Here is a 24,722-nt window from a genome sequence, read left to right on the forward strand (position 1 = left end):
GGGGGCCACCAGAATTCAGGGATCCCATCATGATGCAGACACTGTTGACACAAACGCCTTCGGCTGCGGCCAACGGGTTGGACAAAGCGCCTCTGAACGGTTCCGTCGAGAGCAAAAGTATCGATGGGGGAACCGGCAGCGACAGCAAGGGGGATTTCGCCACCCTGATTGCCAAGGTCCGGAACAGCGAGCAGGGCGCCGCCGAGACCACTCAGGGCGGCAACCATGCCCGATTAGCCAAATCTTTGGCGACCGAAAGCGCCTCTCCCAAAGAGGAGACTGGCAAGGAGCAGGATCCTGACGCCGACAACAAGGTGGAGGAGGTCCCTGCCACCGACTTTCTGCTGCGCCTGCAAGACTCCCTCAAGCTCGATACCTCGCTAGTGACACCCCAGCTGGCGGTAGCAGCCCAACAGAGCGCCACTGTGGTAGACGGCAATCCGTTGCCGCAAGAGGGTGAGCTGGAGGGGATTGCGCTTGATGAAAGCGAGCAGACTCCTGCCGCTGCCAGGATTGCCCAACAGCTTGCCGGTCAGACCGGGGCGCAGACCGCCAACTCGACTCTTGATACCACCGTATTGTCCTCAGCGGCGCGAGTAGTGGCGCAGGGCGATGCCTCTGCTGCCGTTCTCTCCTCTGAAGGTGAAGATGCAGCCACTATTGCGGATGGGCAGTCCGGGGAGAAAGCCTTTGCCAAGGGCGAAACCCTCGGAGCAGATGGCAAGCAGACCAAGCCCCTCACGGGGGCAGAGCGAATGGCCCAGCTGGCCAAGGTGCTGCCGGTCGATGAGTCGGCAAGCACCGCCAAGTCCGTAGAGTTACTCGCTGCAAAAGAGGCTGGCGACAGCAAATCCGATCTCGCCGCCAGTAATGCTGTGACTAACAAGGGGCAGGCGACGCAAGCCGCGACTCAGGGGACCGCCCTCAAGGCCTTCAGTGAGGGGCTCAAGCAGCCTGAAGCTGGCGCTGCAACCACCTCAGCAACTGCGGATGGAAGTGGGGTAGCTGGCAAGGGGGCAGAAAAGGGGGCCGCCGGGGGTAGCCAGCAGCAAGCCACCGCCGCTAATCAAAGTTCGGCGCCCGTGACGACGGCGCAAAGTGCCGCAGAAAGTGCCGCAGCCCAAGGCAGCGTGACGACAAATGCGACGGCTCAGACCGATAGTGCTGCCGCCCCCGTGATGGTGGCGCCGCAGCAGGTGTTGGCACAGGCTGAATCTCAGGGGCCGCAAGCGCCGCTGTCGACTATTTCAGCCGGCATCAAGCAGATGGAAGTGACCGGCACCGACGAGGTGCGCAAAGCGGTCTCGCTTGAGGTAAAACCGAAGGCCGGTGAGGCGGAGAAGAGCCTGGTTGCGGCGACATCGAGCGGTGAGAGCAGCCCGAGCCAGACCGTTCAGCATGGCCAGAACAGCCAGACTCAGCCACAGGTAGCCGATAGCCGGGCCCCCGCCGCTGAGACGACGCTGCGCCGTGAGTCGCAGAATTTACCTCATTTGAAACTGGCCAGTCAGGAAGCACCTGCCGAATTGCACCAGAAGGTCAATGTGATGCTGGCCGAAAAACTGCAACAGGCGGAAATTCAGCTCGACCCCCTCGGCCTTGGCAAGATGAAGATCCAGATCCAGATGGGGGCCGACAGCCAGGCCAACGTCCATTTTGTGGTACAACATGGACAGACCCGCGAGATGCTGGAGCAGGCGATGCCTCGGCTGCGTGACATGCTGGCAGGGCAGGGGATCCAGCTTGGTCAGACGCAGGTGCAGCAGCAGTCGCAACAACAGCAGCAACAGGGCCAGCCCACCTTTAACGGGCAGGGGCAGCAGGGGCAGAGTAGTGGTCAGCCGCGGTCCGGTAACGGGCTGGTTGAAGGGGAACTCACCACATCCAACCCCAGTTTGCTGGTGGAATCGACAAACGGTTCCGGAATTGATTTCTATGCTTGATGCAATCCCGAGTAAGTTTATGATATCGAACAAGTTTGAGACTAGGGTGGACAAGGGATGGCTGACGATAACGAGTTGACGCTAAAAGACCCGGCTGCGGGCAAGAAAAAGAAGCTGATCATTATCATTGCCCTGGCGGTTATTTTGCTGGGCGGTGGTGGTGCTGGCGCCTTCCTGATGCTCTCCGGCTCCAATAAACCGCCTGTTGAAGCGGCGGAAGGTGCCGAGGCCGCACCCAAGGAGGAAGCGCCTAAACCTTCCCTCTATGTCGGTATGCCGCGCCCCTTTGTCTTCAACGTCGCAGGTGCCCAGCGAGATCGACTGGTGCAGATCAAGATCCAGCTGATGGTGCGCGGTACCGCCGACGAGACGCTGGCCAAACAGAATATCCCCCTGATTGAAGGCACCTTGCTGCGGGTATTCAGTGCAGCCAGTGCCGAACAGCTGATGACCTTTGAAGGTAAGGAGAAGCTGCGCAAGGATTCACTGGAAGAGTGCCGTCGGGTGCTCAAGGACCTGGTCTCTTCCCCCGTTATCGAACAAGTGCTGTTTACCGGCTTTGTAATGCAGTAGGTGAAGCGTGAGCGATCTGTTAAGTCAGGACGAAATTGATGCCCTCTTGCACGGTGTCGATGATGTCGAAGAGGAAGAGATAGGCGGCGCTGGAGATCCCGGCGTAGCACAGTTTGACTTCTCCTCCCAGGACCGCATCGTCCGTGGTCGCATGCCGACGCTGGAGCTGGTGAATGAACGTTTCGCCCGCCATATGCGGATCAGCCTGTTCAACATGATGCGTCGTACCGCCGAGGTCTCCATCAACGGGGTGCAGATGCTCAAGTTTGGCGAGTATGTTCATACCCTGTTTGTGCCGACCAGTCTCAACATGGTGCGCTTCCGCCCGCTCAAGGGGACGGCGCTCATCACCATGGAGGCTCGACTGGTCTTCATCCTGGTGGAGAACTTCTTCGGTGGCGACGGCCGTTATCACGCCAAAATTGAAGGGCGCGAATTTACCCCGACCGAACGGCGCATTATCCAGATGCTGCTCAAACTGGTGTTTGAGGATTACAAGGATGCCTGGGCGCCAGTAATGGACGTGGGGTTCGAGTATCTCGACTCGGAAGTGAACCCGGCGATGGCCAACATCGTCAGCCCGACCGAGGTAATCGTGGTCAGCTCGTTCCACATCGAGCTCGACGGTGGTGGCGGCGACTTCCACGTGGCGATGCCTTATTCCATGCTGGAGCCGATCCGCGAGCTGCTGGACGCCGGTGTGCAGAGTGACAAGGGGGATACCGATGTACGTTGGAGCAAGGCGCTGCGTGACGAGATCATGGACGTCAAGGTGGAGCTGCGGGCCAAGCTGCTGGAGACCGAACTCACCCTGCGTGAACTGATGGAGCTGCGACCCGGCGATATCATTCCGGTCGATATGCCGGAAAATCTGTTGGTTTTTGTGGAGGACTTGCCCACTTTCCACGCCAAGATGGGCCGCACCAAGGATAATGTGGCGCTCAAGATCACCGACAAGCTCAAACGTCCGGAAGGGGTCAAGACGGAGATGCATCTGGTGACCCGGGGCGGGGTACGAATTGATGGCGAGGCCGAGCTGGAAGAGCTCGAGCGCAGTATCGAAGATCAACAGCGATAATTGACGGTTTATTACGGTAAACGGTCACGAAGTAGCATAAGGAAACAAGATGAGCGGAACTGAGGAAGAGGATCTGATGGCTGATGCCTGGGCTGCGGCTCTGGAGGAGCAGGTGACGGCGGAAGCCAAGCCAGCCCCGCTGGAAGAGTTGAAAGATGATGCCCCTATCAGTGCCGAGGAGCGTCGCAAGCTCGACACCATTCTCGATATTCCGGTCACTATCGCCATGGAGGTGGGCCGCAGCCAGATCAGCATCCGCAACCTGTTGCAGCTGAACCAGGGCTCGGTGGTGGAGCTGGATCGGGTTGCAGGCGAGCCGCTGGATGTATTGGTCAACGGTACCCTGATCGCTCACGGCGAGGTGGTGGTGGTGAACGACAAGTTCGGTATCCGCCTGACTGACGTCATCAGCCAGATTGAACGGATCAAGAAGCTCAAATGATGCGCCTCCTGTTGTTATTGCTGCCTGTTCCGGTCTTTGCCGAGACAGCGGCATCTGCCAACGTGCCTAGTCTGAGCTCCTGGTTGCTCTCCAGTCTGATGGTGATTGGTCTCATTCTGGTGCTGGGATTTCTGCTCAAGAAGAGCAAGCTGGCGACCGCCATGGGGGGCGGCCAGATGCGGGTCATCGCCTCGTTGCCGGTGGGTTACAAAGAGAAGCTGCTGGTGGTCAAGGTGGGCGAACAGCAGTTGCTGGTCGGCGTAACACCGCAGCAGGTCAACTTTCTCTACCGGCTGGAGGAGCCGCTGGACGAAAACCAGCCGCAGGCGTTTTCCCAGCAGCTTGGCAAATTGATGGGCAAGCATGAAAAAAGCTAACGGCTTATGGCTGAAAACGGGGCTGCTGGTCAGCCTGCTGATACCACTGTTTTGCTCCTGGCCTGCGCTGGCACAGGACGCCATGTCGGCGGTGACCGTCAAGACCATGGGGGATGGCTCTCAGGAGTACAGCCTGACCCTGCAAGTGCTGGCGCTGATGACCGCGCTCTCCTTCTTGCCGGCCATGGTGATCATGATGACCTCGTTTACCCGCATCATTGTGGTGTTGGGTATCTTGCGCCAGGCGATCGGTCTGCAACAGAGTCCTTCCAACCAGGTGTTGATCGGCATCGCCCTGTTCATGTCGTTCTTCATCATGTCGCCGGTGCTGGATCGCATCAATGATGAGGCGTTGCAGCCCTATCTGGCCGAGACCATTCAGGCAAAGGAGGCGCTGGAGCGGGCCGAGTTGCCCATCCATCAGTTCATGCTGGCCCAGACCCGCATCAAGGATCTCAACACCTTTATGGAGATCGCCAACGTGCAGGTGGAGAAACCTGCCGATGTGCCGCTACGAGTGCTGATCCCGGCGTTTGTCACCAGCGAGCTGAAAACCGCCTTCCAGATTGGTTTTATGCTGTTCTTGCCGTTCCTGGTCATCGATCTGGTGGTCGCCAGTATTCTGATGGCGATGGGGATGATGATGCTCTCGCCGATGATCGTCTCGCTGCCCTTCAAGTTGATGCTGTTCGTGATGGTGGATGGCTGGAATCTCATTCTGGGGTCGCTGGCCAACAGTTTCGGACTGGGTGCCGGTTAGCCGGTCGAGCGCAAGGAGCCCGAACATGAGTCCTGAAACCTTTGTCGACGTCTTTCGCGAGGCGCTCTGGCTGGTCAATATCATGGTCAGCGCCGTGATCCTGCCCAGCCTCGCTATCGGGCTGGTGGTAGCCATTTTTCAGGCGGCCACCTCCATCAACGAACAGACCCTGAGCTTTCTGCCCCGTCTTATCGTGACCCTGCTGGCCCTGGGAATTGGTGCTCACTGGGGAATGCAGAGTCTGATGGACTTCTTCATACTGATGGTCAATCAAATCCCCGAGGTGGTGGGATGACCTACACAACCGCTCTGATCATGGAGTGGTTGTCTTCCATCCTCTGGCCGCTGGCGCGGGTGAGCAGCCTGCTGATGGTGATGGCGGTGTTCGGCAGCCGCCTTGCTCCTGCGCGGGTACGGATGGGGTTGGCTTTGGCCATCACCTTTCTGATTGCCCCGCTGCTTCCGAAAATGCCCCCTATCGAGCTCTTCTCGGCCGGCAGCTTTCTGGTATTGGGCCAGCAGCTGCTGATCGGTATTGCCCTCGGCCTGATGACCCAGTTTCTGATGGAGAGCTTCGTGATGGCCGGTCAGGTCATCGCTATGCAGACCAGTCTGGGTTTTGCCACCCTGGTGGACCCGATGAATGGCCAGTCGGCCCCCGTGGTGGGTCAGTTTTATCTGATGCTGGCGACCCTTGTGTTTCTGGCGCTGGATGGTCATCTGGTGATGCTGCGGCTGGTCATTCTTAGTTTCGAGACACTGCCTGTCTCCGAGCACGGCCTCTCGGTTTCATCCATGAAAACCCTGAGTGCGTTTCTGGGTGTGATGTATCAGGCTGCTTTGGTGATGTCGCTTTCAGCCATCGTCGCCTTGCTCTTGATCAACTTCGCCTTTGGTGTCATGACCCGGGCGGCGCCGCAACTCAACATTTTCAGTATCGGTTTTGCGGTCAGCATGATGTCGGGTCTGCTCATCCTCTGGCTCACTATCGGCGGGTTCCTCGGCCACTTCGACATCATGTGGGAGCGGGTGCAGGAGGTCAGCTGCGAGCTGATCAACACCCAGTGCTTCGGGGGCGCTCATGGCTGATACCGACCAGGAACGTACCGAACAACCCACGGGCAAACGACTGCAACAGGCCCGTGAAAAAGGGCAGATTGCACGTTCAAAAGAGCTGGGAACCGCCAGCGTGTTGCTCTCGGCGGTATTTGGCCTGCTGATGCTCAAGGGCTCGCTGGCGACTGCCATGATCAAGGTAGTCACCATGGGCTTTACCCTGGACAGGGAGCAGGCTTTCGATCCCAATGCCATGATCGCTATGGTGCCGGCGCTGCTGGGGGAACTGGTGCTTCCGCTGGGACTCTTGTTTGCGCTGGTGGCGATTGCCGCTTTTATCGGCAACACCCTGATGGGGGGGATGAACTTCTCCACCGAAGCCATGATGCCCAAGATGAGCAAGCTGAGCCCGCTCAGCGGCCTCAAGCGAATGTTCGGGGTGCAGTCGCTGATTGAGCTGGTCAAATCCATCGCCAAGGTGGTGTTCATCACCCTGTTTGCCTGGTGGATGTTATCAAGTCAGTTTAATCATCTGCTCAACCTATCCATGGAGGGTTTCCCCGGCGGTATTATCGATGCGCTGGAGTTGTTTCTCTGGATGTTGATCATCCTCTGCTGCGCCCTGCTCCCCATCGTGGCCATCGATGTGCCGTTCCAGCAGTGGAACCACATGCGTCAGCTCAAGATGACCAAACAGGAGGTCAAGGACGAGTTCAAGGACAGCGAAGGCAAGCCCGAGGTAAAGGGCAAGATCCGTCAGTTGCAGATGCAGATGGCGATGCGCCGGATGATGGGGGATGTACCCAAGGCCGATGTGGTGATCACCAACCCGACCCACTACTCGGTAGCGCTCAAGTATGATGCGGGAAAACCCGGTGCCGCGCCCAAGGTCGTGGCCAAGGGCACCGATGAAATTGCAATGAAGATCAGGGAGATCGCCAGAGAGTACGAGATCCCCATCATGCCGTCACCAGCCTTGACCCGGGCTATTTACCACTCAACCGAGCTGGGCCACGAGATCCCGGAAGGGCTGTTTGCGGCGGTAGCCCAGGTGCTCGCCTATGTCTTCCAGCTCAAGAAATTCCGCCGTGGTCAGGGGCGCCGTCCCCAGCCGCTGGCTAAAGATCTGCCTATTCCGACCGAATATCGGAAATGACAAAGTTCTGACGTAGTCAAAATAAATCCATTGCATTTCAATGTCTTGTATTGTTGGCTTGATGTTTGCTTTAATCTGGCACCAGCAGGTTGAAATTGAGAAGCGCGATGGAATTCAAGGCAGTATTGGGCCAGTTCAAAGAGTACCGGGGAGTATTGGGCAAAGGCCTTGGTACCCCTCTACTGGTATTGGCCGCGCTCGGCATGGTGGTGTTACCCATCCCGCCGCTGATGCTGGACGTGCTCTTCTCCTTTAACATTGCCCTCTCCATCGTGGTGCTGCTGGTATCCGTCTATACCCGCCGCCCCCTCGAATTTGCTGCCTTCCCGACCGTACTGCTGCTCGCTACCTTGCTGCGGTTGGCGTTGAACGTCGCCTCGACCCGGGTGGTGTTACTGGAAGGTCATAATGGCAGTGCGGCGGCCGGCCATGTGATCGAGGCGTTCGGTAACGTGGTGATCGGCGGCAACTATGCGGTCGGCATCATCGTTTTCACCATCCTGATGATCATCAACTTTGTGGTCATTACCAAGGGTTCCGGGCGGATCGCGGAAGTGAGTGCCCGTTTTACCCTTGATGCGATGCCGGGCAAACAGATGGCCATCGATGCCGATTTGAACGCCGGCCTTATCAATCAGGAAGAGGCGAAGAAGCGTCGTCAGGATGTAACCCAGGAAGCTGACTTCTACGGCTCCATGGATGGTGCCTCCAAGTTTGTCAAAGGGGATGCCATTGCGGGCATCATGATCCTCTTTATCAACATCATCGGCGGCTTCATCATCGGGATGATGCAGCACCAGCTGACCTTCAGCGAATCTGCCGAGATCTATACCCTGTTGGCCATCGGTGACGGTCTGGTGGCGCAGATCCCCTCTCTGCTGCTCTCCATCGCCGCCGCCATCATAGTGACCCGTCAGAATACTGATCAGGACATGGGTACCGCAGTACTGGGCCAGCTGTTTGACAATCCCAAGGCGCTGATCATCTCGGCCGGCATTCTGCTGATGATGGGGTTGGTGCCGGGGATGCCGCATTTCGCCTTCCTGAGTCTGGGTGCTCTCGCTGCCGCTGGCGCCTGGTGGTTGCTGCGCCGCGAGAAACTGGCAGCCGCCAAAGCGGCCAAGGGTGAGTTGCTACCTGCTACTGCCGAGCAACCCCATGAGCAGAAAGAGCTGAGCTGGGACGATGTGATGCCGGTGGACATCATCGGGCTGGAAGTGGGTTATCAGCTGATCCCGCTGGTGGATCGCAATCAGGGGGGCGAACTGCTCAACCGGATCAAAGGGGTGCGCAAGAAACTCTCGCAAGAGCTGGGCTTTCTGGTCCCGGCCGTCCACATTCGCGACAACCTGGATCTGGCGCCAAATCAATACCGCATCACCTTGATGGGGGTCAGTACCGGCGAGGCCAATGTCTACCATGATAAGGAGATGGCCATCAATCCGGGGCAGGTGTTCGGCCAGATCCAGGGGATAGCGACCCGGGATCCCGCCTTCGGACTGGAAGCGGTCTGGGTTGCCAAGGACATGATCTCTCAGGCACAGACGCTGGGGTATACGGTGGTGGATACCGCGACCGTGGTGGCTACCCATCTGAGCCAGATCCTGACCAACCATGCGGCTCTGCTGCTGGGCCATGACGAAGTACAACAGCTGCTCGACATGATTGGCAAACATCAGAGCAAGCTGGTCGAAGGGTTGGTGCCGGAAGTGATCAGCATGGGTAACCTTGTGAAGGTATTGCAGAATTTGCTCAATGAAGGCGTGCCAATCCGCGATATGCGCACTATCCTGCAGACCCTGGTTGAATACGCGCCGCGCAGTCCGGATCCGGAAGTGCTCACGGCCGCTTGCCGGATTGCCCTGCGTCGCCTGATTGTGCAGGAGATTGCAGGCCCGGATCCCGAGTTGCCGGTGATTACCTTGGCGCCGGAATTGGAACGTATATTGCATCAATCCCTGCAGGCAGGTGGCGGTGATGGTGCCGGTATTGAACCGGGTCTGGCAGAGCGGATGCAGCGTTCGCTGGTGGAAGCCACTCAACGACAAGAATTGGAAGGCCAACCGGCCGTGCTTCTGACATCGGGGATCTTGCGCAATACCCTGGCGAAATTTGTCAAGAATGCCATTCCTGGATTGCGCGTTCTGTCTTATCAGGAAGTGCCCGACGACAAGCAGATCCGCATCGTCAGTGCGGTAGGGCAGAACTAGTTAGCGGAGACGACGGGTGAAGATTAAGCGGTTTTTTGCCAAGGATATGCGAACGGCTCTGGCCGAGGTCAAGGAGACTCTCGGGCCTGACGCCGTCATCATGTCCAACAAGAAGGTCACCGGAGGGGTAGAGATAGTCGCCGCAGTCGATTATCAATCCCAGGTTCCGGGGCCCAAAGATGCGCCGGTTCGCCGTCAGCTGAACGATGAGAGCGTCAATATTTCGTCTGCTGCACGGCAGATGATCCGCCCCGAGCCGACGCCGGCGAAGGAGCAGAACGAACATTATGCCGATACCCTGGCCGCCTTGCTGGCGCGCCAGCAGAAGCTCAAGCCGGGCAATGGGGCGCCACTGGGTAATACCCAATCGGCCGGTCTGGCCGCTGCCAATGCAGCGCCCAGAACATTGGCCGAGCAGGGGCAGTGGGGCGCAGCTCCCGAACCTGCCAAGCCCAAAGCTCGGGTTGCGTCCGGCCAGCGCCCCCCTCAACCTGCCCAGCGGGATCAGGAGATGGAAGGGATGCGCAAGGAGATGGCCAGCATCCGTAAATTGCTGGAGCACCAGATCTCCGGGCTGATGTGGCAAGAGGTGGAGCGCCGCGAACCGATGCGGGCCCTGTTGATCAAGGAGCTCAAGAAACTGGGCTTTGATGATGCCTTTGCCGATCAACTGGCGGGACTGATCCCCGAAGATATGTCCATCCATCAGGCGATGGCCCAGTTGGCCGAAGTGCTGACGGCCCAGCTCAAGATCAGTGAGGACGAGATCATGCGTCAGGGCGGCGCGGTGGCGCTGCTTGGTCCGACCGGGGTGGGCAAAACCACTACCATCGCCAAGCTGGCTGCCCGTTTCGCCATGAAGTATGGCGCCGAGCAGGTGGCGCTGATCACCACCGACAACTACCGGATTGGTGCCCATGAACAGCTGCAGACCTATGGCCGCATCATGGGGTGTCCGGTGCGGCAGGTACGTGATGCCGAAGAGTTGGCCAATGCTCTTTATCAGTTCCGCCATCGTCGGCTGGTACTGATCGATACGGCCGGCGTTGGCCAACGGGATATCCGCTTGACCGAGCAGCTCGATACCTTGGTCAAGAATGCCAAGGTACGGATCCGCAGTTATCTGGTGATGTCGGCAACTTCCCAGCGTCGGGTGATGCAGGAGGCGGTTGACCATTTCCGGCGTATTCCATTAAGCGGCTGCATACTTACCAAATTGGATGAAAGTCTGAATCTGGGCGAAGTGATTAACGTGTGTATCCAGAATTCATTGCCCATCAGCTATATCACTGACGGACAAAGGGTTCCGGAAGATATTCAGGTTGCCAATGCGGCGCAGCTCGTCGGGGCTGCCATGGGCTCGCTGGAGCGAGAAACAGAGGAGCCCTATTTCTGGGGCGCAGGCTTTGGCGAGGCCGAAGATTCGGAGTTTTATGAGTAACATGTATATGGATCAGGCGAGTGGTCTGCGCAAAATGCGTCAAAACAATCGAGTAAAAGTAATCGCCGTTTCCGGTGGTAAAGGTGGCGTGGGCAAGACCAACGTGACCCTGAACGTGGCCGGAGCCATGGCCGCCCAAGGCAAGCGGGTGATGGTGCTGGATGCCGACCTGGGTCTGGCCAACGTCGACGTCATGCTGGGGCTGCGGGTTCATCGCAACCTCTCTCATGTCCTGGCGGGTGAATGCACCATCGACGATATCATCGTCGAAGGCCCTTACGGCATGATGATCGTGCCTGCGACCTCGGGCACCCAGTCCATGGTCGAGCTTTCTCCGGTGCAGCATGCCGAACTTATCCGTGCCTTCAGCGAAATGAAGACCCAGGTCGACATCCTGCTGGTGGATACGGCTGCGGGGATCTCCGACATGGTGCTGAGCTTCACCCGTGCCGCTCAGGACATCATGGTGGTGGTCTGTGATGAGCCGACCTCCATCACCGATGCCTACGCCCTCATCAAGATCCTCTCCAAGGATCACGGTGTGTTTCGTTTCAAGGTAGTGGCCAATATGGTGCGCAGTCTGCGCGAAGGGCAGGAGCTCTTTGCCAAACTGACCCGGGTCACGGATCGTTTCCTCGACACTTCGCTGGAGCTGGTCGCCTGTGTACCTTATGACACCAACCTGCGTGCCGCCGTGCGCAAGCAGAAGCTGATTGTCGAGGCGTTTCCCAAGTCGCCGGCCGCACTGGCGTTCCGGGCCCTTGCCAACAAGGCTGCGAGCTGGCCGGTTCCCAACCAGCCGGGCGGCCATCTGGAGTTTTTCCTGGAAAATTTGTTGCAGAAACCGGCCACAACACAGGAAGGTTCCCGTGAATAAAGCCCAAGCGTACTTGCGTCATCAGGATTCCTATGTGCTGGTGGAGCGTCATGCTCCCCTGGTCAAGCGAATTGCCCAGCATTTGTTGGCTCGCCTGCCCAGCAGTGTCTTGCTGGATGACCTGATCCAGGCAGGTATGATTGGGCTGCTTGAAGCCTCCCGCAATTTTGACGGTAGCAAGGGGGCCAGCTTCGAGACGTATGCCGGGATCCGCATCCGAGGCGCCATGCTGGATGAGATCCGGCGTGGTGACTGGGTACCCCGCTCTGTGCATCGCAACAGTCGGGCTATTGCAGAAGCGATCGAGAATGTCGAGCAGACGCACGGTCGTGACGCGCGAGATACCGAGGTTGCTGCCGAGATGGGGGTCTCCATCGCTGATTACCATGCGATGCTGCAAGACGTCTCTTGCGGCAAAATTATCGGTATCGAGGATCTGGGGGTCAGCGAGGATGTGATCGGCCACCCCGATGATGCCCCTTCCGGCTCGGGATTCGATGAATTGGCTGCCGAGCGATTTCAGATTCAATTATCCGAGCAAATTGGTCGTCTACCAGAGAGAGAAGCTTTGGTTCTCTCTCTTTACTACGATGAAGAGCTGAATTTGCGTGAAATTGGCGAGGTTTTGAATGTCAGCGAGTCGCGTGTGAGCCAGATCCACAGTCAGGCAATGCACAGATTGCGTGCTCGTTTGAGAGATTGGCATCTATAAGTGTTTGTACTGGCTACACTGAGATGAAACTCTAAGGCATAATCCGCACGACACAACCCGTTTTTAGCATCATGTAAGTGAGCCACTCTGGTGGCTATTTAGGAGGGAATTTTGGACAAGAACATGAAAATCCTCATTGTTGACGATTTTTCAACGATGCGCCGGATTATCAAGAACTTGCTGCGCGACTTGGGATTCAACAATACCCATGAGGCGGATGACGGCAATACAGCGCTGCCGATGCTGAAAAATGGTGATTTTCAGTTTGTAGTTACCGACTGGAACATGCCTGGCATGCAAGGTATTGACCTGCTTAAAGCCATCCGTGTCGATGAGAAGCTCAAGCATCTGCCGGTACTGATGGTAACTGCTGAAGCCAAACGTGAGCAGATCATTGAAGCCGCCCAAGCTGGCGTCAACGGTTACATCGTCAAGCCCTTCACCGCAGCAACGCTCAAAGAAAAACTCGACAAAATTTTCGAACGAATTGGCTAAGGAGCTGCAGGGATGATGGCCAAAACGAGAGCAATGATTTCGCTCGACCAGGCAAGGATGCTTGTTGCTCATCTGGAGCAAGGCGAATTTGAGCTGGCCGATGAACTGCTTGCCGAAGTATGTGCCCCCAACGCAGCCGATCTGTTTGAAAAAGTAGGTCAGCTGACCCGACAACTGCATGATTCACTTCAAGAATTTCGCCTCGATCCCCGTATTCCCGATTTGGCTACTCATGACATTCCCGATGCTCGGGAGCGTTTGAGCTACGTTATCGATATGACCGACAAAGCGGCCAATCGCACAATGGATGCGGTGGAAGCCAGTTTGCCGATAGCGGATCGCCTGAATGACAATATCCAGCTGGTGATGCCGAACTGGAATGCCCTGATGTCTCGTGACATGAGCGTGGGGCAGTTCAAATCCTTATGCCACCAACTTGATGATTTTATTAAGGCTTCAGAGTCTGATGCCGATAAATTACGGCAACTGCTGACAGAAATCCTGATGGCGCAAGATTTTCAGGATTTGACAGGTCAGATGATCCGCAAGGTCATCAAGCTTGTTCAGGAAGTTGAAACAAAATTAATAGAAATGCTGACCATGTTTGGTGAGGCTTCTGCTGAGCATTCAACTCGTAGTATTCCTGTCAACGGGATTGAAGCAGAGGGCCCTATCATGAACCCCGAGGCTCGTGCCGATGTGGTCAATGGTCAGGATGATGTGGACGATCTGCTGTCTAGCTTGGGATTCTAATGGAGTGACGCATGGCCTTCGAAGTTGATGAAGACATACTGCAAGACTTTCTGGTCGAAGCATCCGAAATATTGGAACAGTTGTCTGAACAACTGGTCGACTTGGAAAAGCGGCCCGATGACAAGAACCTGTTGAATGCCATCTTTCGCGGTTTCCATACCGTGAAAGGGGGGGCAGGTTTTCTGTCGCTCGGTGAACTGGTTGATGTATGCCACGGTGCGGAAAACGTGTTCGATATCTTGCGTAATGGCAAGCGAACCGTTACTGCGGAGCTGATGGATGTGATCCTGCAAGCGCTGGATGCCATCAATGTCATGTTCGCCCAGGTTCAAAATCGCGAAGCACCCAGCCCTGCGTCAGATGATTTGCTTCATGACCTTCATGAGTTGTGCAAGCCAGAAGGGGAAGAGCAACTGCGCACTGCGACCAGTGCGGCAGCGGCTGTAGAATCTGAACCTGCAGCACCGGTAGTTGTTGAAGAAGTTGCTCCAGAAGTTGTTGAACCCGCAGCCATCAGCAGCGAGCCTACTCCTGTCAATGGCGGCGGCTCGATCGATGAAATTTCTGCAGACGAATTCGAGCGTCTGCTGGACGAGCTCCACGGCGTGGGTGGGGCTCCGACCAAGATGGCTGCAGCAGCCCCGATAGCAGGTGGCTCTGGCGATATCACTGATGATGAGTTTGAGGCCTTGCTGGACCAGCTTCATGGTCAGGGACAGCACATGGGGGCGCCAGAGGTAAATCCTCTGAAGTCGGTGCAAAAAGAGGTGGACGAGCTTATCGATGATGATGAGTTTGAGCGTCTGCTTGATGAATTGCATGGCCGTGGCCAAGGGCCTCAGAGTACTCTGGCACCTGCCGCACCTGCCGCACCTGCCGCACCTGCCGCACCTGCCGCACCTGCTGCGGTGACTCCGCCCAAACCTACCACTCCTGTAGCCAAACCTGCACCGGCTGCCCCCGCAAAACCCGCTGAAGCAGCCAAGGCGCCAGCGCCTGCTGCCAAGGCGGCGCCTGCGCCAGCAGAAAACAGTGCCGTGCAAAGCGATACGACGGTGCGGGTGGATACCAAGACCCTCGATGTCATCATGAACATGGTAGGTGAGTTGGTACTGGTTCGTAACCGGCTGGTGAGCTTGGGTATTGCCAGTAATGATGAAGAGATGTCAAAGGCGGTTGCCAATCTGGATGTGGTAACGGCTGATCTGCAAGGTGCGGTGATGAAAACCCGCATGCAGCCAATCAAGAAGGTATTTGGTCGTTTCCCGCGCGTGGTGCGTGACCTGGCCAGAACCCTCAAGAAAGAGATTGAGCTGGTGATGGTGGGCGAAGAGACCGATCTGGATAAAAACCTGGTGGAGGCGCTCGCCGATCCTCTGGTTCACCTCGTTCGCAACTCATGCGATCACGGGGTCGAAATGCCGGATGTTCGTGAGAAAGCGGGCAAACCACGGCAAGGGACGATCACCCTTAGCGCCTCCCAGCAAGGCGATCATATCCTGCTTTGTATCGAGGATGATGGGGCTGGGATGGATCCGGAGAAACTCAAGTCCATCGCAATCAGTCGCGGTGTTCTGGATGCAGATACTGCCGCTCGCATGAGCGACAACGATGCCTATAACCTGATCTTTGCCCCGGGTTTTTCAACCAAGGCCGAGATCTCTGATATCTCTGGCCGTGGTGTCGGAATGGATGTGGTTAAAACCAGCATTGTCAGCCTCAATGGGTCGGTGCATATAGATTCCACTTGGGGGAAAGGTACCCGTCTTGAAATCAAGGTTCCGTTGACGTTAGCCATTCTGCCGACTCTGATGGTGGAAGTGGGTGAGCAGACCTTCGCACTTCCCCTTGGTTGTGTGAACGAGATTTTCCATCTGGATCTGAAAAAGGCCAACATGGTTGATGGCCAGCTCACCATCATTGTGCGCGAGAAGGCGATACCGCTCTTCTATCTGCACAAATGGTTGATTCGTGGCGCCAACAAACGTTCACGTCAGGATACCGGACATGTGGTGATCGTGCAGATTGGCACTCAGCAAATCGGGTTTGTGGTAGATAGCCTGATTGGTCAGGAAGAGGTGGTGATCAAGCCACTTGATAACCTGCTGCAAGGCACCCCTGGCATGGCCGGTGCGACGATTACCAGTGATGGCGGAATCGCTCTTATTTTGGATGTGCCGAGTCTGCTCAAAGCATATGCGCGTAGACATTAATAGCTCAGGCCCAAGGAGTTAGAAAAACAACAATGGCAGTCAAGGTATTAGTTGTCGACGATTCGAGCTTCTTTCGCCGTCGGGTGAGCGAGATCATCAATCAGGATCCCATGCTGACGGTGATTGATACGGCCCAGAATGGACGTGAGGCGGTGGACAAGGCGATGTCGCTGCGCCCTGATGTGATCACCATGGACATCGAAATGCCCGTGATGGATGGCATCAGTGCGGTGCGGGAGATCATGGCCAAGTGCCCAACCCCCATTCTGATGTTCTCCTCCCTGACCCATGAAGGGGCCAAGGCTACGCTGGATGCGCTGGACGCCGGTGCCCTGGACTTCTTGCCCAAGAAGTTTGAGGACATTGCCAGAGACAAAGATGAAGCGGTCAGACTGTTGCAACAACGGGTGAAGGAGATCTCCCGCAAGCGCTTCCTGATGACATCCGCTGCTCGCCCCAAAGCACCTGAACCGGTTGCTCGTGCTCCTCTGGGCAGCACTGTGCCCAGAACTTCAGATCGTCAGCCTGACCTGCAACGTACTGTGCCAAGTGCTTCATTCAAGCGCAGTGGCAAGAGTTATCAGTTGGTGGCGATCGGCACTTCTACCGGCGGACCTGTTGCGTTGCAAAATGTGCTGACCAAGTTGCCGGGGGATTTTCCCCATCCCATCCTGCTTATCCAGCATATGCCAGCCACTTTTACTGCCGCGTTTGCTGCCCGTCTCAACGGGTTATGTCAGATTGGCGTCAAGGAAGCGGAAGATGGCGATGTGCTTAAACCAGGGCATGCCTACCTTGCTCCCGGTGGTAAGCAGATGCTGTTGGAAGGTCGTGGAATAGGGGCCCGTATTCGCATCGTGGATGGCAACGACAAGGTAAATTACAAGCCTTGTGTGGATATCACCTTTGCCTCTGCGGCCAAGACCTATGCCGACAAGGTATTGGCGATTGTGCTGACCGGTATGGGCGCAGATGGCCGTGATGGCGCCAGACTGCTGAAAGAGCAGGGCTCAACCATCTGGGCTCAGGATGAGGCTTCCTGCGTGGTATATGGTATGCCGCAAGCGGTAGCCAAAGCGGGGATTGCCAGCGAATCACTCCCTCTGGACAAGGTGGCCCAGCGTATTCTGGTTGAGTTGGGGCGCTAATCATGGGCTTGCTCGGTCTGCTCCTGGCATTGGGGGCTATTGCCATTGCCCAACTGTGGCATGGCGGCTCCCTGTTGACGCTGGTGGACGGCCCTGCTTTTTTGATCGTGCTGGGTGGTACCGTCGGTGCCGTCACGTTGCAGACTCCAGCCAAGTACATCTTGCTGGCGTTGCGCCAGCTGTTGTGGATTTTTACCCCTCCCCACCAAGATCTTGCGACGCAGGCCGAACGGTTGCAGTCATGGGCCGTCTTTGCGCGCCAGCAAGGACTGCTGGCCCTTGAAAATCAGGCCGAGCATGAGGAAGACAACTTTACCCGCCAAGGGCTTGGTATGATTGTCGATGGGGTCTCCACAGAGGATATCCGTATGCTGCTGGAAGCGGACATCGATATCGAGCAGGAGCGCAATGAACATGCCGCCAGGGTATTTGAAGCTATGGGGGGGTACAGTCCGACCATCGGGATCATCGGTGCCGTGCTGGGCCTGATCCAGGCCATGTTTCATCTCGAAGACCCGTCAGCGCTGGGGGCGGGTATCGCAGTGGCATTTGTGGCGACCATCTATGGAGTGGGGTTTGCCAACCTCATCTACCTGCCTATCGCCAATCGGCTACGCGCATTTCACTATCACTATGCACTCTTTCAGGAGATGACCCTGGAAGGGCTGCTGGCTATCGCTCATGGTGAAAACGGCTTACAGGTTGAACGCCGGCTTAGGGCCTATTTGAAAGGAGAGTAGCCATGCGCAAGCGCTATCGGTTGCACTTGCAGGGTCGCGAGCATCTTGACCGCTGGCTGGTCTCCTATGCCGATTATATGACGCTGATCTTTGCCTTGTTCGTGGTGCTCTACTCTGTTGCGCTGGTGAACAAGGACAAGTATCGCGCGGTGATTGATGGTATGAGTCAGGCGTTCAGTGTCATGCAGTCTGGCGGCAATGGCTTGCTCGAAGGGCAGGGTAATTCCCTGCTGGATAACGCGGTATCTGCCTCTCCATCGTTGCTGGAAAGCCCAGCATCCCCCTCTCCTTCACTTGCTCCTATTTCTGGTGTGCCAGTGCTGCAAGATGGCGCGACACTTGCAAAACTCGATATGCAGTTGCAACAGAGCATGGGCTCGCTGGTGGATGCCGGTATCGTCAAACTGACGCAAGATGAGAACTGGCTGACGGTTGAACTCAGTTCCGGCTTGTTGTTTGGCAGCGGCAGTGCCTTTTTGGGACCAAACGCTGCACCGGTCATTAATACTCTTTCAAGTATTCTCAAACCGGTCGATAACTATGTAAGGGTTCGGGGTTATACCGATAACCAACAGATAAATAATGAAATTTATCGTTCTAACTGGGCGCTTTCTGCTGCTCGGGCCGAAGCGGTACTCAATGGCTTGATTGCCGATGGGATCGCCCCTCAGCGTCTGGCGTTCGAGGCATATGGCGAGTTTTCCCCCTTTGCTGACAACGGCAGCGAGCAGGGCAGGCTGCAGAATCGCAAGGTTGTGGTCGCTATCTCCAAATTTGCCTGGGTGCCGCCGGCACCTGTGGTTGCAACATCGACGGTAGTTGCTGAACCGGTTCCTGCTGTACAGCAGGCGGTGGATGCAGGAGAGATAAAGGTGATCACCTTGCCCGGTGGTGGCATACGCATAACAACAAGGCAGGATTGATACAGTGATTGTTTGGACGGTTGCCAACCAGAAAGGTGGTGTGGGTAAAACCACCACAGTGGTCTCGCTTGCGGGGATCCTGGCCCAGCGTGGCCAGCGGGTGCTGTTGATTGATACCGACCCCCATGCTTCGCTGACTGCATATCTTGATTTTGATTCAGATCGCCTGGATGGAACCCTCTATGAGTTGTTTCAAGCTGTCAAACCGACAGCCGAGCTTGTCAATAAACTGACGCTCAAGACCAAGTTCGAAAATATCAACTTACTGCCAGCTTCTATTACCTTGGCGACCCTTGATCGGGTGATGGGCAATCGTGAGGGGATGGGACTGGTACTGAAACGGGCACTGCTGCGCATTCAGGAGCAATATGATTACGTGCTGATCGATTGCCCGCCAGTACTGGGGGTGATGATGGTCAACGCGCTGGCTGCATGCGATCGCATTCTGGTGCCTGTCCAGACTGAATTTCTGGCCCTCAAGGGGTTGGAGCGGATGATGAAAACATTCGAGATCATGCAGCGTTCCAAGCGTGACAAGTTCCGTTATACCGTGATCCCGACCATGTTCGACAAGCGCACCCGAGCCTCTCTGATGACCTTGAAGTCGATTAAGGATCAATATGGAGATTCAGTGTGGAATGCGGTGATCCCTATTGATACCAAGTTTCGGGATGCCAGCTTGCTGCATATCCCCCCGTCTATCTATTCTCCCGGGAGTCGTGGAACCTATGCATATGAAACGCTGCTCAACCATCTTGATGCCCTTGAGCGGCAACGGGTTCATGAGGTGACGGCATGAGAGATACCATTCAAGTTCGGGCGATGGATGACTATTTCCACTCCCTGCTGCTCGATGAGCCACTGGTGCTGGATGAGGTGGAAGAGGTTCAATCTGCCCCTGTTTTACAGTTGCAACGTCAGCCCCAAAGCGTCCCCGAGGTAGTTGCCGCACCTTACCTCGAAAGCGATCCACGGCTTGCCCAACTTGGTGAGCTATTGGCTCAGGTGGGACAAGTCCAGTTCGAAAATGATGCCTTCACCCAAGAGATAACACTCACCACTCCGCTGGAGATTGTGGCAGAGGAATCACTGCTGCCGGTGGAGCCTGAATGGCCTGAGGAGGTTCTGCTTCCCGAGGTTGCAGAGCCCCATACTACTATCCTGACCGAAACGGCGCTGGAGGTTGCTCCGGTAGAGGCCAGTGAACCGGTTGCTTGGGAAAATATCGATACCGGTAAAGAGTTTCAGGCCCTTTTCTTTGAAGTCGCGGGCGTGACGTTTGCGGTGCCGTTGACCGAGCTGGGTGGTATTCATCAGCTGGGCGAGATCACCTCCCTGTTTGGCCAGCCTGGCTGGTACAAGGGGATCATGACCTCCCGCGAGCAGAAGATGAATGTGGTCGATACTGCCCAGTGGGTCATGCCGGGTCAGCATCTCGAGATGGATGATTACAAGTATTTGATTATGCTTGGTGAATCGCCGTGGGGATTAGCCTGCCATCATCTCAAAGGGACTGAATTGTTACACCGTGACCAAGTGAAATGGCGCCATCAGGAGGGCAAGCGCCCCTGGTTGGCTGGCATGGTCAAAGAAAAAATGTGTGCCCTGTTACACGTCCGCGAACTGCTCCTGTTGCTGGAGCGTGGGGTTAACATAGAAGGTCGCTGATAACTTCTGCAATCGAGCTGTTTTATTGCTAGTTTTAGCAGTAGACGTTTTCATAAAAGGAATAAAAACATGACAGAAAAGCGCAATATTGCACAGAATCTGGCCGAAGATGAAGTGCTGCAATGGGTAACCTTCCAACTGGAAAACGAAACCTACGGCATCAATGTGATGCAGGTTCAGGAGGTGTTGCGCTACACCGAAATTGCACCGGTGCCGGGTGCGCCTGAGTACGTACTGGGGATCATCAACCTGCGTGGCAATGTGGTGACTGTCATCGATACCCGTTCCCGCTTCGGTCTGCCTTCCGGTGATGTGAGTGAAAACTCCAGGATCGTGATCATCGAGGCCGAGAAGCAGGTGATCGGCATCATGGTCGACAGCGTGGCTGAGGTGGTTTATCTGCGTTCTTCCGAAATCGATGCGGCACCTGCGGTCGGCACTGAAGAGAGCGCCAAGTTTATTCAGGGGGTGAGCAACCGCGATGGGCAACTGCTGATCCTGGTTGACTTGAACAAGCTGCTCTCCGATGAAGAGTGGGAAGATATCGGTTCCCTCTGATAAGTAAGGTGATGTTTTGATAATCGAGATGGTTGCCTTGGGGGTGTCCCTGATTGCCTTGGCGTTTGCCTCTTATATCTGGTTCAAGAGCAAGCGCAGCAAGCAGGAGTCCGAGGCCAGTGTGGCAACGCTGCAAGGTCAGTTGGAAAGCTTGCGCAAGCAGATGATGGAGCTCCATACCGGTGCCATTGGCATGGGGCAGCGTCTGCAGTCGGTGGAAGGGGCGATGCAGCAGGTCAATGAGCGCCAGCAAGAACTGACCATGCAGGATCCCGAACGCAGGCTTTACAGCCGAGCGGCAAAGATGGTCGAACTGGGCGCCGATCTTGATGAAGTCATGAGTGAGTGCGAGTTGCCAAAGGCAGAGGCAGAGCTCTTGATATCGTTGCGAAAAGGTCGCTCTTGATGATTCAGGAAGGCAATTGCCTTCCTGAATTTTATGGCGTGCAGCCGCTTGTCCCCCAGCTGCGTTGAGCAGGCGGTTTCTACCGTATTTTCTTTGTGATCCCGGTCGCCAGTCAGTTCAATTGTTGCATCTTTGAAAAGACGTATTCCAATACTGTGTTAAGATGCAGACCGCTTCATTTTCTCTGAAAAAATCCCCATGCTGCTTCAAGTTAACAATCTGAGCTGCGTGCGCGAAGATCGCACTCTGTTTGAACACCTCTCTTTCTCTGTTGCGCCCGGCGATCTGGTGCAAATTGAAGGGCCCAACGGGGTTGGCAAGACCAGCCTGTTGCGATTGTTGACCGGGCTGTCGCAGCCATTTGCCGGTGAAGTGTGCTGGAATGGGGAGAATATTCGTCACTGTCGCGATGAGTATCATGCCAATCTGCTCTATCTCGGTCACCAGCCCGGTGTCAAAGCGGCGCTGACCCCTTTTGAAAACCTGAAGTTCTACCAGCAGTTACATCACCCGCAGCAAACAGAGACTGACTTGTGGCAGATATTGGCCAGGGTAGGGCTGGCCGGATTTGAAGAGAACCCGACCGGGCAACTCTCTGCCGGCCAGCAACGCCGGGTGGCTCTGGCCAGACTCTGGCTGTCACAGAAACCGGCACTCTGGATCCTCGATGAGCCCTTTACCGCCATCGACAAGCAAGGGGTCAAGGTGCTCGAACAGCTCTTTCTGGCCCACGCCGAGCGGGGCGGCATGGTGATCCTAACCACTCATCAGGATCTGACCCTGATGCAGGGACGGCTGAAGACTATCTCGTTGACCCCCTTCGCCTCGACATTGCAGGAGTAACGCCATGTTGCGCGCTGTTATGCACCTTATTCACCGTGAACTGCTGATGGCTCTGCGCCAGCGTTCCGATATTCTCAACCCGCTCTGGTTTTTCCTCATCGTCATCACCCTGTTTCCGTTAGGGATTGGCCCGGAGCCCAAACTGCTGGCCCGTATTGCCCCGGGGATTATCTGGGTGGCGGCGCTATTGGCGGCCATGTTGTCGTTGGAGCGGCTGTTTCGCGACGACTTTGCCGATGGCGCGCTGGAGCAGATGATGCTGATGCCGCACCCGCTGGGCTTGCTGGCGCTGGCGAAAGTGGTTGCTCACTGGCTGCTGACCGGCTTGCCGCTGCTGCTTATCTCTCCCTTGCTGGCGATTTTGCTGTCGCTGGATATGAACACCTATCTAGCCGTCGTCGCGACGCTGGCACTTGGCACTCCGGTATTGAGCCTGCTCGGCGCGGTCGGGGTCGCGTTGACGGTGGGACTGCGCAAAGGCGGGGTGCTGCTTAGTCTGCTGATCCTGCCGCTCTATATTCCGGTACTGATTTTTGCCACCTCAGCCATCGATGCCGCGGGGATGAGCTTGCCCTATGGCGGGCAGCTTGCCATTCTGGCTGCCATGCTGGTGGGGGCTTTGACACTGACGCCGCTGGCTGTGTCGGCGGCGTTGCGGGTCAGCCTCAACTGATGGCCGTGAGCTGAACCGGATTTGGCTCCGAACGGAGTCTTTTTGCAAGAAATAATGTTGCGATGGATCAAGGAGAGTGCCGCTTATTGCTTTCGGGGTATTTGATGCAGCCCCGTGGTCGGTATGGTAGGCCTCGCCAAACGATTAATAACAAAAAGGTTTTGTGAGCTATGTGGAAATGGTTGCACCCTTATGCCAAACCGGAGCGTGCCTATCAGCTGGCAGGCACGCTGTTGCCCTGGTTTGCGGTGATTAGTCTGCTCTCGTTTGTGATCGGTACTGTCTGGGGCCTCGCGTTTGCGCCAGCGGATTACCAGCAGGGAGATTCGTTCCGGATCATCTATATCCACGTGCCTTCCGCCATTCTCTCCATGGGAGCCTACTCCACCATGGCGGTGGCCGCTTTTATCGGCCTGGTGTGGCAATTGCGGATGGCGGACATGACGGTTGCAGCCATTGCGCCGGTCGGCGCCGTATTTACCTTTATTGCCCTCTTTACCGGTGCCGCCTGGGGCAAACCCATGTGGGGAACCTGGTGGGTGTGGGATGCACGGCTCACCTCTGAACTGATCCTGCTGTTTCTCTACCTCGGCGTGATTGCTCTCTACAACGCCTTCAGCGACAAGGTGGTCGCTGGCCGTGCGGCCGGCATTCTGGCACTGGTTGGGGTGATCAACCTGCCCATCATTCACTACTCGGTGGAGTGGTGGAACACCTTGCATCAGGGGGCCACCATCACCAAATTTGACAAACCCTCCATTTCACCCGAGATGCTTTGGCCGCTGTTGATCATGATCCTGGCGTTTGCCGCATTTCTCGGGGCTCTGACCCTGATGCGTTTTCGCAATGAACTCCTGATGCGGGAGTGGCATCGCCCCTGGGTCAAAGAGATTGCAGAGCAGGAGAAGTAAGCATGCACTTTGCCTCTTTCAGTGATTTTATGGCGATGGGCGGTTACGCCTTCTATGTCTGGCTCTCATTTGGCCTGACGCTGGTGTGTCTGGTCGGCATCATCATTTCTACCCGCATGAAAACCCGCAGCCTGCTCGCCGAGTTGCGCAGCAAACAGGCGCGTGAGGCCCGTCGCAAGGCGGCCCAGCAGATGGAGAACACCCTATGAACCCGAGACGCAAAAAACGCCTCACCATCATTCTGGCCATTACCCTGGGTCTGGCGACCGTCAGCGGGCTGGTGCTCTACGCACTCAGTCAGAATATCGACCTCTTCTATACCCCGAGCGAGCTGGTGGAGGGGAAGGGGCCGGACAAGATCAAGCCGGAAGAGGGGCAGCGCCTGCGCATCGGTGGGTTGGTCGTGCCGGGGTCGGTGCAGCGGGATCCCCAGAGCCTCAAGGTTGCCTTCAAGCTGGTGGATAACGGCGGTCATCTGGTGAAGGTCGAGTTTGACGGCATCCTGCCGGATCTGTTCCGTGAAGGGCAGGGAATTGTTGCCCAGGGCACCCTCAAGGATGCCACGACCGTAGAGGCGTTCGAGGTGCTGGCCAAGCACGATGAGAACTACATGCCGCCGGAAGTGGCCGATGCCACCAACGGTATGCACTTCAAGCCGGAGTATACCGAGGCGCAGTTGAAGGGAGCCAAGCAGTGATCCCTGTGGTGTTTGCCTTTTCCGCTTTGCCTGCCGTGCGTGGTGCGGCTGTTGTCACCGTTCAATTGA

28 protein-coding genes are annotated in these 24,722 nt (G+C 56.4%); all 28 read left to right on the top strand.

Annotation, left to right across the window (positions count from 1 at the left end; translation table 11 throughout):
• Positions 1–29: 29 nt before the first annotated feature.
• The 28 genes from BN1139_RS07730 (at position 30) to ccmE (ending at position 24,653) form a co-directional block, all read left to right on the top strand.
• Positions 30–1,943 carry a flagellar hook-length control protein FliK gene (locus BN1139_RS07730; protein WP_005353681.1) on the top strand — a complete coding sequence of 638 codons (1,914 nt, stop codon included), beginning with the start codon at positions 30–32 and terminating at the stop codon, positions 1,941–1,943.
• Between the two features lie 57 nt (positions 1,944–2,000).
• Positions 2,001–2,516: a flagellar basal body-associated protein FliL gene (fliL, locus tag BN1139_RS07735; RefSeq protein WP_005353679.1), complete on the top strand. Its 516-nt coding sequence runs from the start codon at positions 2,001–2,003 to the stop codon at positions 2,514–2,516.
• Between the two features lie 7 nt (positions 2,517–2,523).
• The gene (gene fliM / locus BN1139_RS07740; protein WP_005334736.1) at positions 2,524–3,594 is read left to right on the top strand and encodes a flagellar motor switch protein FliM; all 1,071 of its coding nucleotides are present in this window, start codon (positions 2,524–2,526) and stop codon (positions 3,592–3,594) included.
• Between the two features lie 49 nt (positions 3,595–3,643).
• Complete coding sequence (gene fliN / locus BN1139_RS07745; RefSeq protein WP_005298791.1) at positions 3,644–4,036, top strand: flagellar motor switch protein FliN; 393 nt, start codon at positions 3,644–3,646, stop codon at positions 4,034–4,036.
• Positions 4,033–4,413, top strand: coding sequence for a flagellar biosynthetic protein FliO (fliO, locus tag BN1139_RS07750; RefSeq protein ID WP_005353678.1), 381 nt, complete (start codon positions 4,033–4,035; stop codon positions 4,411–4,413). Before fliN ends, fliO begins: the two co-directional genes overlap by 4 nt.
• Positions 4,400–5,173, top strand: coding sequence for a flagellar type III secretion system pore protein FliP (gene fliP / locus BN1139_RS07755; protein ID WP_005334729.1), 774 nt, complete (start codon positions 4,400–4,402; stop codon positions 5,171–5,173). The genes fliO and fliP overlap by 14 nt, the downstream gene beginning before the upstream one ends.
• Before the next feature lie 25 nt (positions 5,174–5,198).
• The gene (fliQ, locus tag BN1139_RS07760) at positions 5,199–5,468 is read left to right on the top strand and encodes a flagellar biosynthesis protein FliQ (RefSeq protein WP_005334727.1); all 270 of its coding nucleotides are present in this window, start codon (positions 5,199–5,201) and stop codon (positions 5,466–5,468) included.
• Entirely contained in the window at positions 5,465–6,262 is a 798-nt protein-coding gene (gene fliR / locus BN1139_RS07765; protein WP_005353677.1) for a flagellar biosynthetic protein FliR, read from the top strand. Before fliQ ends, fliR begins: the two co-directional genes overlap by 4 nt.
• The gene (gene flhB / locus BN1139_RS07770; protein WP_005334720.1) at positions 6,255–7,385 is read left to right on the top strand and encodes a flagellar biosynthesis protein FlhB; all 1,131 of its coding nucleotides are present in this window, start codon (positions 6,255–6,257) and stop codon (positions 7,383–7,385) included. Before fliR ends, flhB begins: the two co-directional genes overlap by 8 nt.
• Positions 7,386–7,492: 107 nt before the next feature.
• Positions 7,493–9,595: a flagellar biosynthesis protein FlhA gene (flhA, locus tag BN1139_RS07775; RefSeq protein ID WP_013723549.1), complete on the top strand. Its 2,103-nt coding sequence runs from the start codon at positions 7,493–7,495 to the stop codon at positions 9,593–9,595.
• Positions 9,596–9,611: 16 nt separating this feature from the next.
• On the top strand, positions 9,612–11,036 hold the full coding sequence (gene flhF / locus BN1139_RS07780; protein ID WP_005362047.1) for a flagellar biosynthesis GTPase FlhF: 1,425 nt from the start codon (positions 9,612–9,614) through the stop codon (positions 11,034–11,036).
• Position 11,037: 1 nt separating this feature from the next.
• Positions 11,038–11,913, top strand: coding sequence for a MinD/ParA family protein (locus tag BN1139_RS07785; protein WP_013723550.1), 876 nt, complete (start codon positions 11,038–11,040; stop codon positions 11,911–11,913).
• On the top strand, positions 11,906–12,625 hold the full coding sequence (locus BN1139_RS07790; protein WP_005353671.1) for an RNA polymerase sigma factor FliA: 720 nt from the start codon (positions 11,906–11,908) through the stop codon (positions 12,623–12,625). Before BN1139_RS07785 ends, BN1139_RS07790 begins: the two co-directional genes overlap by 8 nt.
• Before the next feature lie 123 nt (positions 12,626–12,748).
• On the top strand, positions 12,749–13,120 hold the full coding sequence (gene cheY / locus BN1139_RS07795) for a chemotaxis response regulator CheY (RefSeq protein ID WP_005334709.1): 372 nt from the start codon (positions 12,749–12,751) through the stop codon (positions 13,118–13,120).
• 12 nt (positions 13,121–13,132) lie between these two features.
• Entirely contained in the window at positions 13,133–13,873 is a 741-nt protein-coding gene (locus BN1139_RS07800; protein WP_005353668.1) for a protein phosphatase CheZ, read from the top strand.
• 11 nt (positions 13,874–13,884) lie between these two features.
• Positions 13,885–16,086: a chemotaxis protein CheA gene (locus BN1139_RS07805; RefSeq protein ID WP_041980341.1), complete on the top strand. Its 2,202-nt coding sequence runs from the start codon at positions 13,885–13,887 to the stop codon at positions 16,084–16,086.
• A 32-nt stretch (positions 16,087–16,118) separates the two neighbouring features.
• Positions 16,119–17,234 carry a protein-glutamate methylesterase/protein-glutamine glutaminase gene (locus tag BN1139_RS07810; protein WP_005353666.1) on the top strand — a complete coding sequence of 372 codons (1,116 nt, stop codon included), beginning with the start codon at positions 16,119–16,121 and terminating at the stop codon, positions 17,232–17,234.
• A 2-nt stretch (positions 17,235–17,236) separates the two neighbouring features.
• Positions 17,237–17,974, top strand: coding sequence for a flagellar motor protein (locus tag BN1139_RS07815; RefSeq protein ID WP_005353665.1), 738 nt, complete (start codon positions 17,237–17,239; stop codon positions 17,972–17,974).
• A gap of 2 nt (positions 17,975–17,976) precedes the next feature.
• Positions 17,977–18,897, top strand: coding sequence for a flagellar motor protein MotB (locus BN1139_RS07820; RefSeq protein WP_005353664.1), 921 nt, complete (start codon positions 17,977–17,979; stop codon positions 18,895–18,897).
• Between the two features lie 4 nt (positions 18,898–18,901).
• Complete coding sequence (locus BN1139_RS07825) at positions 18,902–19,696, top strand: ParA family protein (RefSeq protein WP_005353663.1); 795 nt, start codon at positions 18,902–18,904, stop codon at positions 19,694–19,696.
• Positions 19,693–20,565, top strand: a complete 873-nt coding sequence (locus tag BN1139_RS07830; RefSeq protein ID WP_005353662.1) for a chemotaxis protein CheW — start codon at positions 19,693–19,695, stop codon at positions 20,563–20,565. Before BN1139_RS07825 ends, BN1139_RS07830 begins: the two co-directional genes overlap by 4 nt.
• Before the next feature lie 69 nt (positions 20,566–20,634).
• Positions 20,635–21,123 (top strand): chemotaxis protein CheW, encoded by a 489-nt coding sequence (locus BN1139_RS07835; protein WP_005298836.1) that lies wholly within the window; start codon positions 20,635–20,637, stop codon positions 21,121–21,123.
• 28 nt (positions 21,124–21,151) lie between these two features.
• Entirely contained in the window at positions 21,152–21,529 is a 378-nt protein-coding gene (locus BN1139_RS07840) for a DUF2802 domain-containing protein (RefSeq protein ID WP_005353661.1), read from the top strand.
• Between the two features lie 198 nt (positions 21,530–21,727).
• Positions 21,728–22,372 carry a cytochrome c biogenesis heme-transporting ATPase CcmA gene (gene ccmA, locus BN1139_RS07845; protein ID WP_005353659.1) on the top strand — a complete coding sequence of 215 codons (645 nt, stop codon included), beginning with the start codon at positions 21,728–21,730 and terminating at the stop codon, positions 22,370–22,372.
• A gap of 4 nt (positions 22,373–22,376) precedes the next feature.
• On the top strand, positions 22,377–23,045 hold the full coding sequence (gene ccmB / locus BN1139_RS07850; protein WP_005353658.1) for a heme exporter protein CcmB: 669 nt from the start codon (positions 22,377–22,379) through the stop codon (positions 23,043–23,045).
• 170 nt (positions 23,046–23,215) lie between these two features.
• Positions 23,216–23,956 (top strand): heme ABC transporter permease, encoded by a 741-nt coding sequence (locus BN1139_RS07855; RefSeq protein ID WP_005334687.1) that lies wholly within the window; start codon positions 23,216–23,218, stop codon positions 23,954–23,956.
• Between the two features lie 2 nt (positions 23,957–23,958).
• Complete coding sequence (gene ccmD / locus BN1139_RS07860; protein WP_005353657.1) at positions 23,959–24,165, top strand: heme exporter protein CcmD; 207 nt, start codon at positions 23,959–23,961, stop codon at positions 24,163–24,165.
• Positions 24,162–24,653 carry a cytochrome c maturation protein CcmE gene (gene ccmE, locus BN1139_RS07865; RefSeq protein ID WP_005334685.1) on the top strand — a complete coding sequence of 164 codons (492 nt, stop codon included), beginning with the start codon at positions 24,162–24,164 and terminating at the stop codon, positions 24,651–24,653. The genes ccmD and ccmE overlap by 4 nt, the downstream gene beginning before the upstream one ends.
• Positions 24,654–24,722 lie beyond the last annotated feature (69 nt).

This window comes from Aeromonas veronii bv. veronii (assembly GCF_000820225.1).
GTDB classification, from domain to species: Bacteria; Pseudomonadota; Gammaproteobacteria; order Enterobacterales; family Aeromonadaceae; genus Aeromonas; species Aeromonas veronii.

Coding starts and splice junctions, on each gene's coding strand:
- fliO (WP_005353678.1), top strand. CDS start 4,033: ATGATGCGCCTCCTGTTGTTATTGCTGCCTGTTCCGGTCTTTGCCGAG.
- flhA (WP_013723549.1), top strand. CDS start 7,493: ATGGAATTCAAGGCAGTATTGGGCCAGTTCAAAGAGTACCGGGGAGTA.
- BN1139_RS07785 (WP_013723550.1), top strand. CDS start 11,038: ATGTATATGGATCAGGCGAGTGGTCTGCGCAAAATGCGTCAAAACAAT.
- fliQ (WP_005334727.1), top strand. CDS start 5,199: ATGAGTCCTGAAACCTTTGTCGACGTCTTTCGCGAGGCGCTCTGGCTG.
- BN1139_RS07815 (WP_005353665.1), top strand. CDS start 17,237: ATGGGCTTGCTCGGTCTGCTCCTGGCATTGGGGGCTATTGCCATTGCC.
- fliP (WP_005334729.1), top strand. CDS start 4,400: ATGAAAAAAGCTAACGGCTTATGGCTGAAAACGGGGCTGCTGGTCAGC.
- BN1139_RS07840 (WP_005353661.1), top strand. CDS start 21,152: ATGGTTGCCTTGGGGGTGTCCCTGATTGCCTTGGCGTTTGCCTCTTAT.
- BN1139_RS07835 (WP_005298836.1), top strand. CDS start 20,635: ATGACAGAAAAGCGCAATATTGCACAGAATCTGGCCGAAGATGAAGTG.
- fliN (WP_005298791.1), top strand. CDS start 3,644: ATGAGCGGAACTGAGGAAGAGGATCTGATGGCTGATGCCTGGGCTGCG.
- ccmE (WP_005334685.1), top strand. CDS start 24,162: ATGAACCCGAGACGCAAAAAACGCCTCACCATCATTCTGGCCATTACC.
- ccmD (WP_005353657.1), top strand. CDS start 23,959: ATGCACTTTGCCTCTTTCAGTGATTTTATGGCGATGGGCGGTTACGCC.
- BN1139_RS07810 (WP_005353666.1), top strand. CDS start 16,119: ATGGCAGTCAAGGTATTAGTTGTCGACGATTCGAGCTTCTTTCGCCGT.
- cheY (WP_005334709.1), top strand. CDS start 12,749: ATGAAAATCCTCATTGTTGACGATTTTTCAACGATGCGCCGGATTATC.
- BN1139_RS07805 (WP_041980341.1), top strand. CDS start 13,885: ATGGCCTTCGAAGTTGATGAAGACATACTGCAAGACTTTCTGGTCGAA.
- ccmA (WP_005353659.1), top strand. CDS start 21,728: ATGCTGCTTCAAGTTAACAATCTGAGCTGCGTGCGCGAAGATCGCACT.
- BN1139_RS07820 (WP_005353664.1), top strand. CDS start 17,977: ATGCGCAAGCGCTATCGGTTGCACTTGCAGGGTCGCGAGCATCTTGAC.
- BN1139_RS07800 (WP_005353668.1), top strand. CDS start 13,133: ATGATGGCCAAAACGAGAGCAATGATTTCGCTCGACCAGGCAAGGATG.
- ccmB (WP_005353658.1), top strand. CDS start 22,377: ATGTTGCGCGCTGTTATGCACCTTATTCACCGTGAACTGCTGATGGCT.
- BN1139_RS07730 (WP_005353681.1), top strand. CDS start 30: ATGATGCAGACACTGTTGACACAAACGCCTTCGGCTGCGGCCAACGGG.
- BN1139_RS07855 (WP_005334687.1), top strand. CDS start 23,216: ATGTGGAAATGGTTGCACCCTTATGCCAAACCGGAGCGTGCCTATCAG.
- BN1139_RS07830 (WP_005353662.1), top strand. CDS start 19,693: ATGAGAGATACCATTCAAGTTCGGGCGATGGATGACTATTTCCACTCC.
- flhB (WP_005334720.1), top strand. CDS start 6,255: ATGGCTGATACCGACCAGGAACGTACCGAACAACCCACGGGCAAACGA.
- fliL (WP_005353679.1), top strand. CDS start 2,001: ATGGCTGACGATAACGAGTTGACGCTAAAAGACCCGGCTGCGGGCAAG.
- fliR (WP_005353677.1), top strand. CDS start 5,465: ATGACCTACACAACCGCTCTGATCATGGAGTGGTTGTCTTCCATCCTC.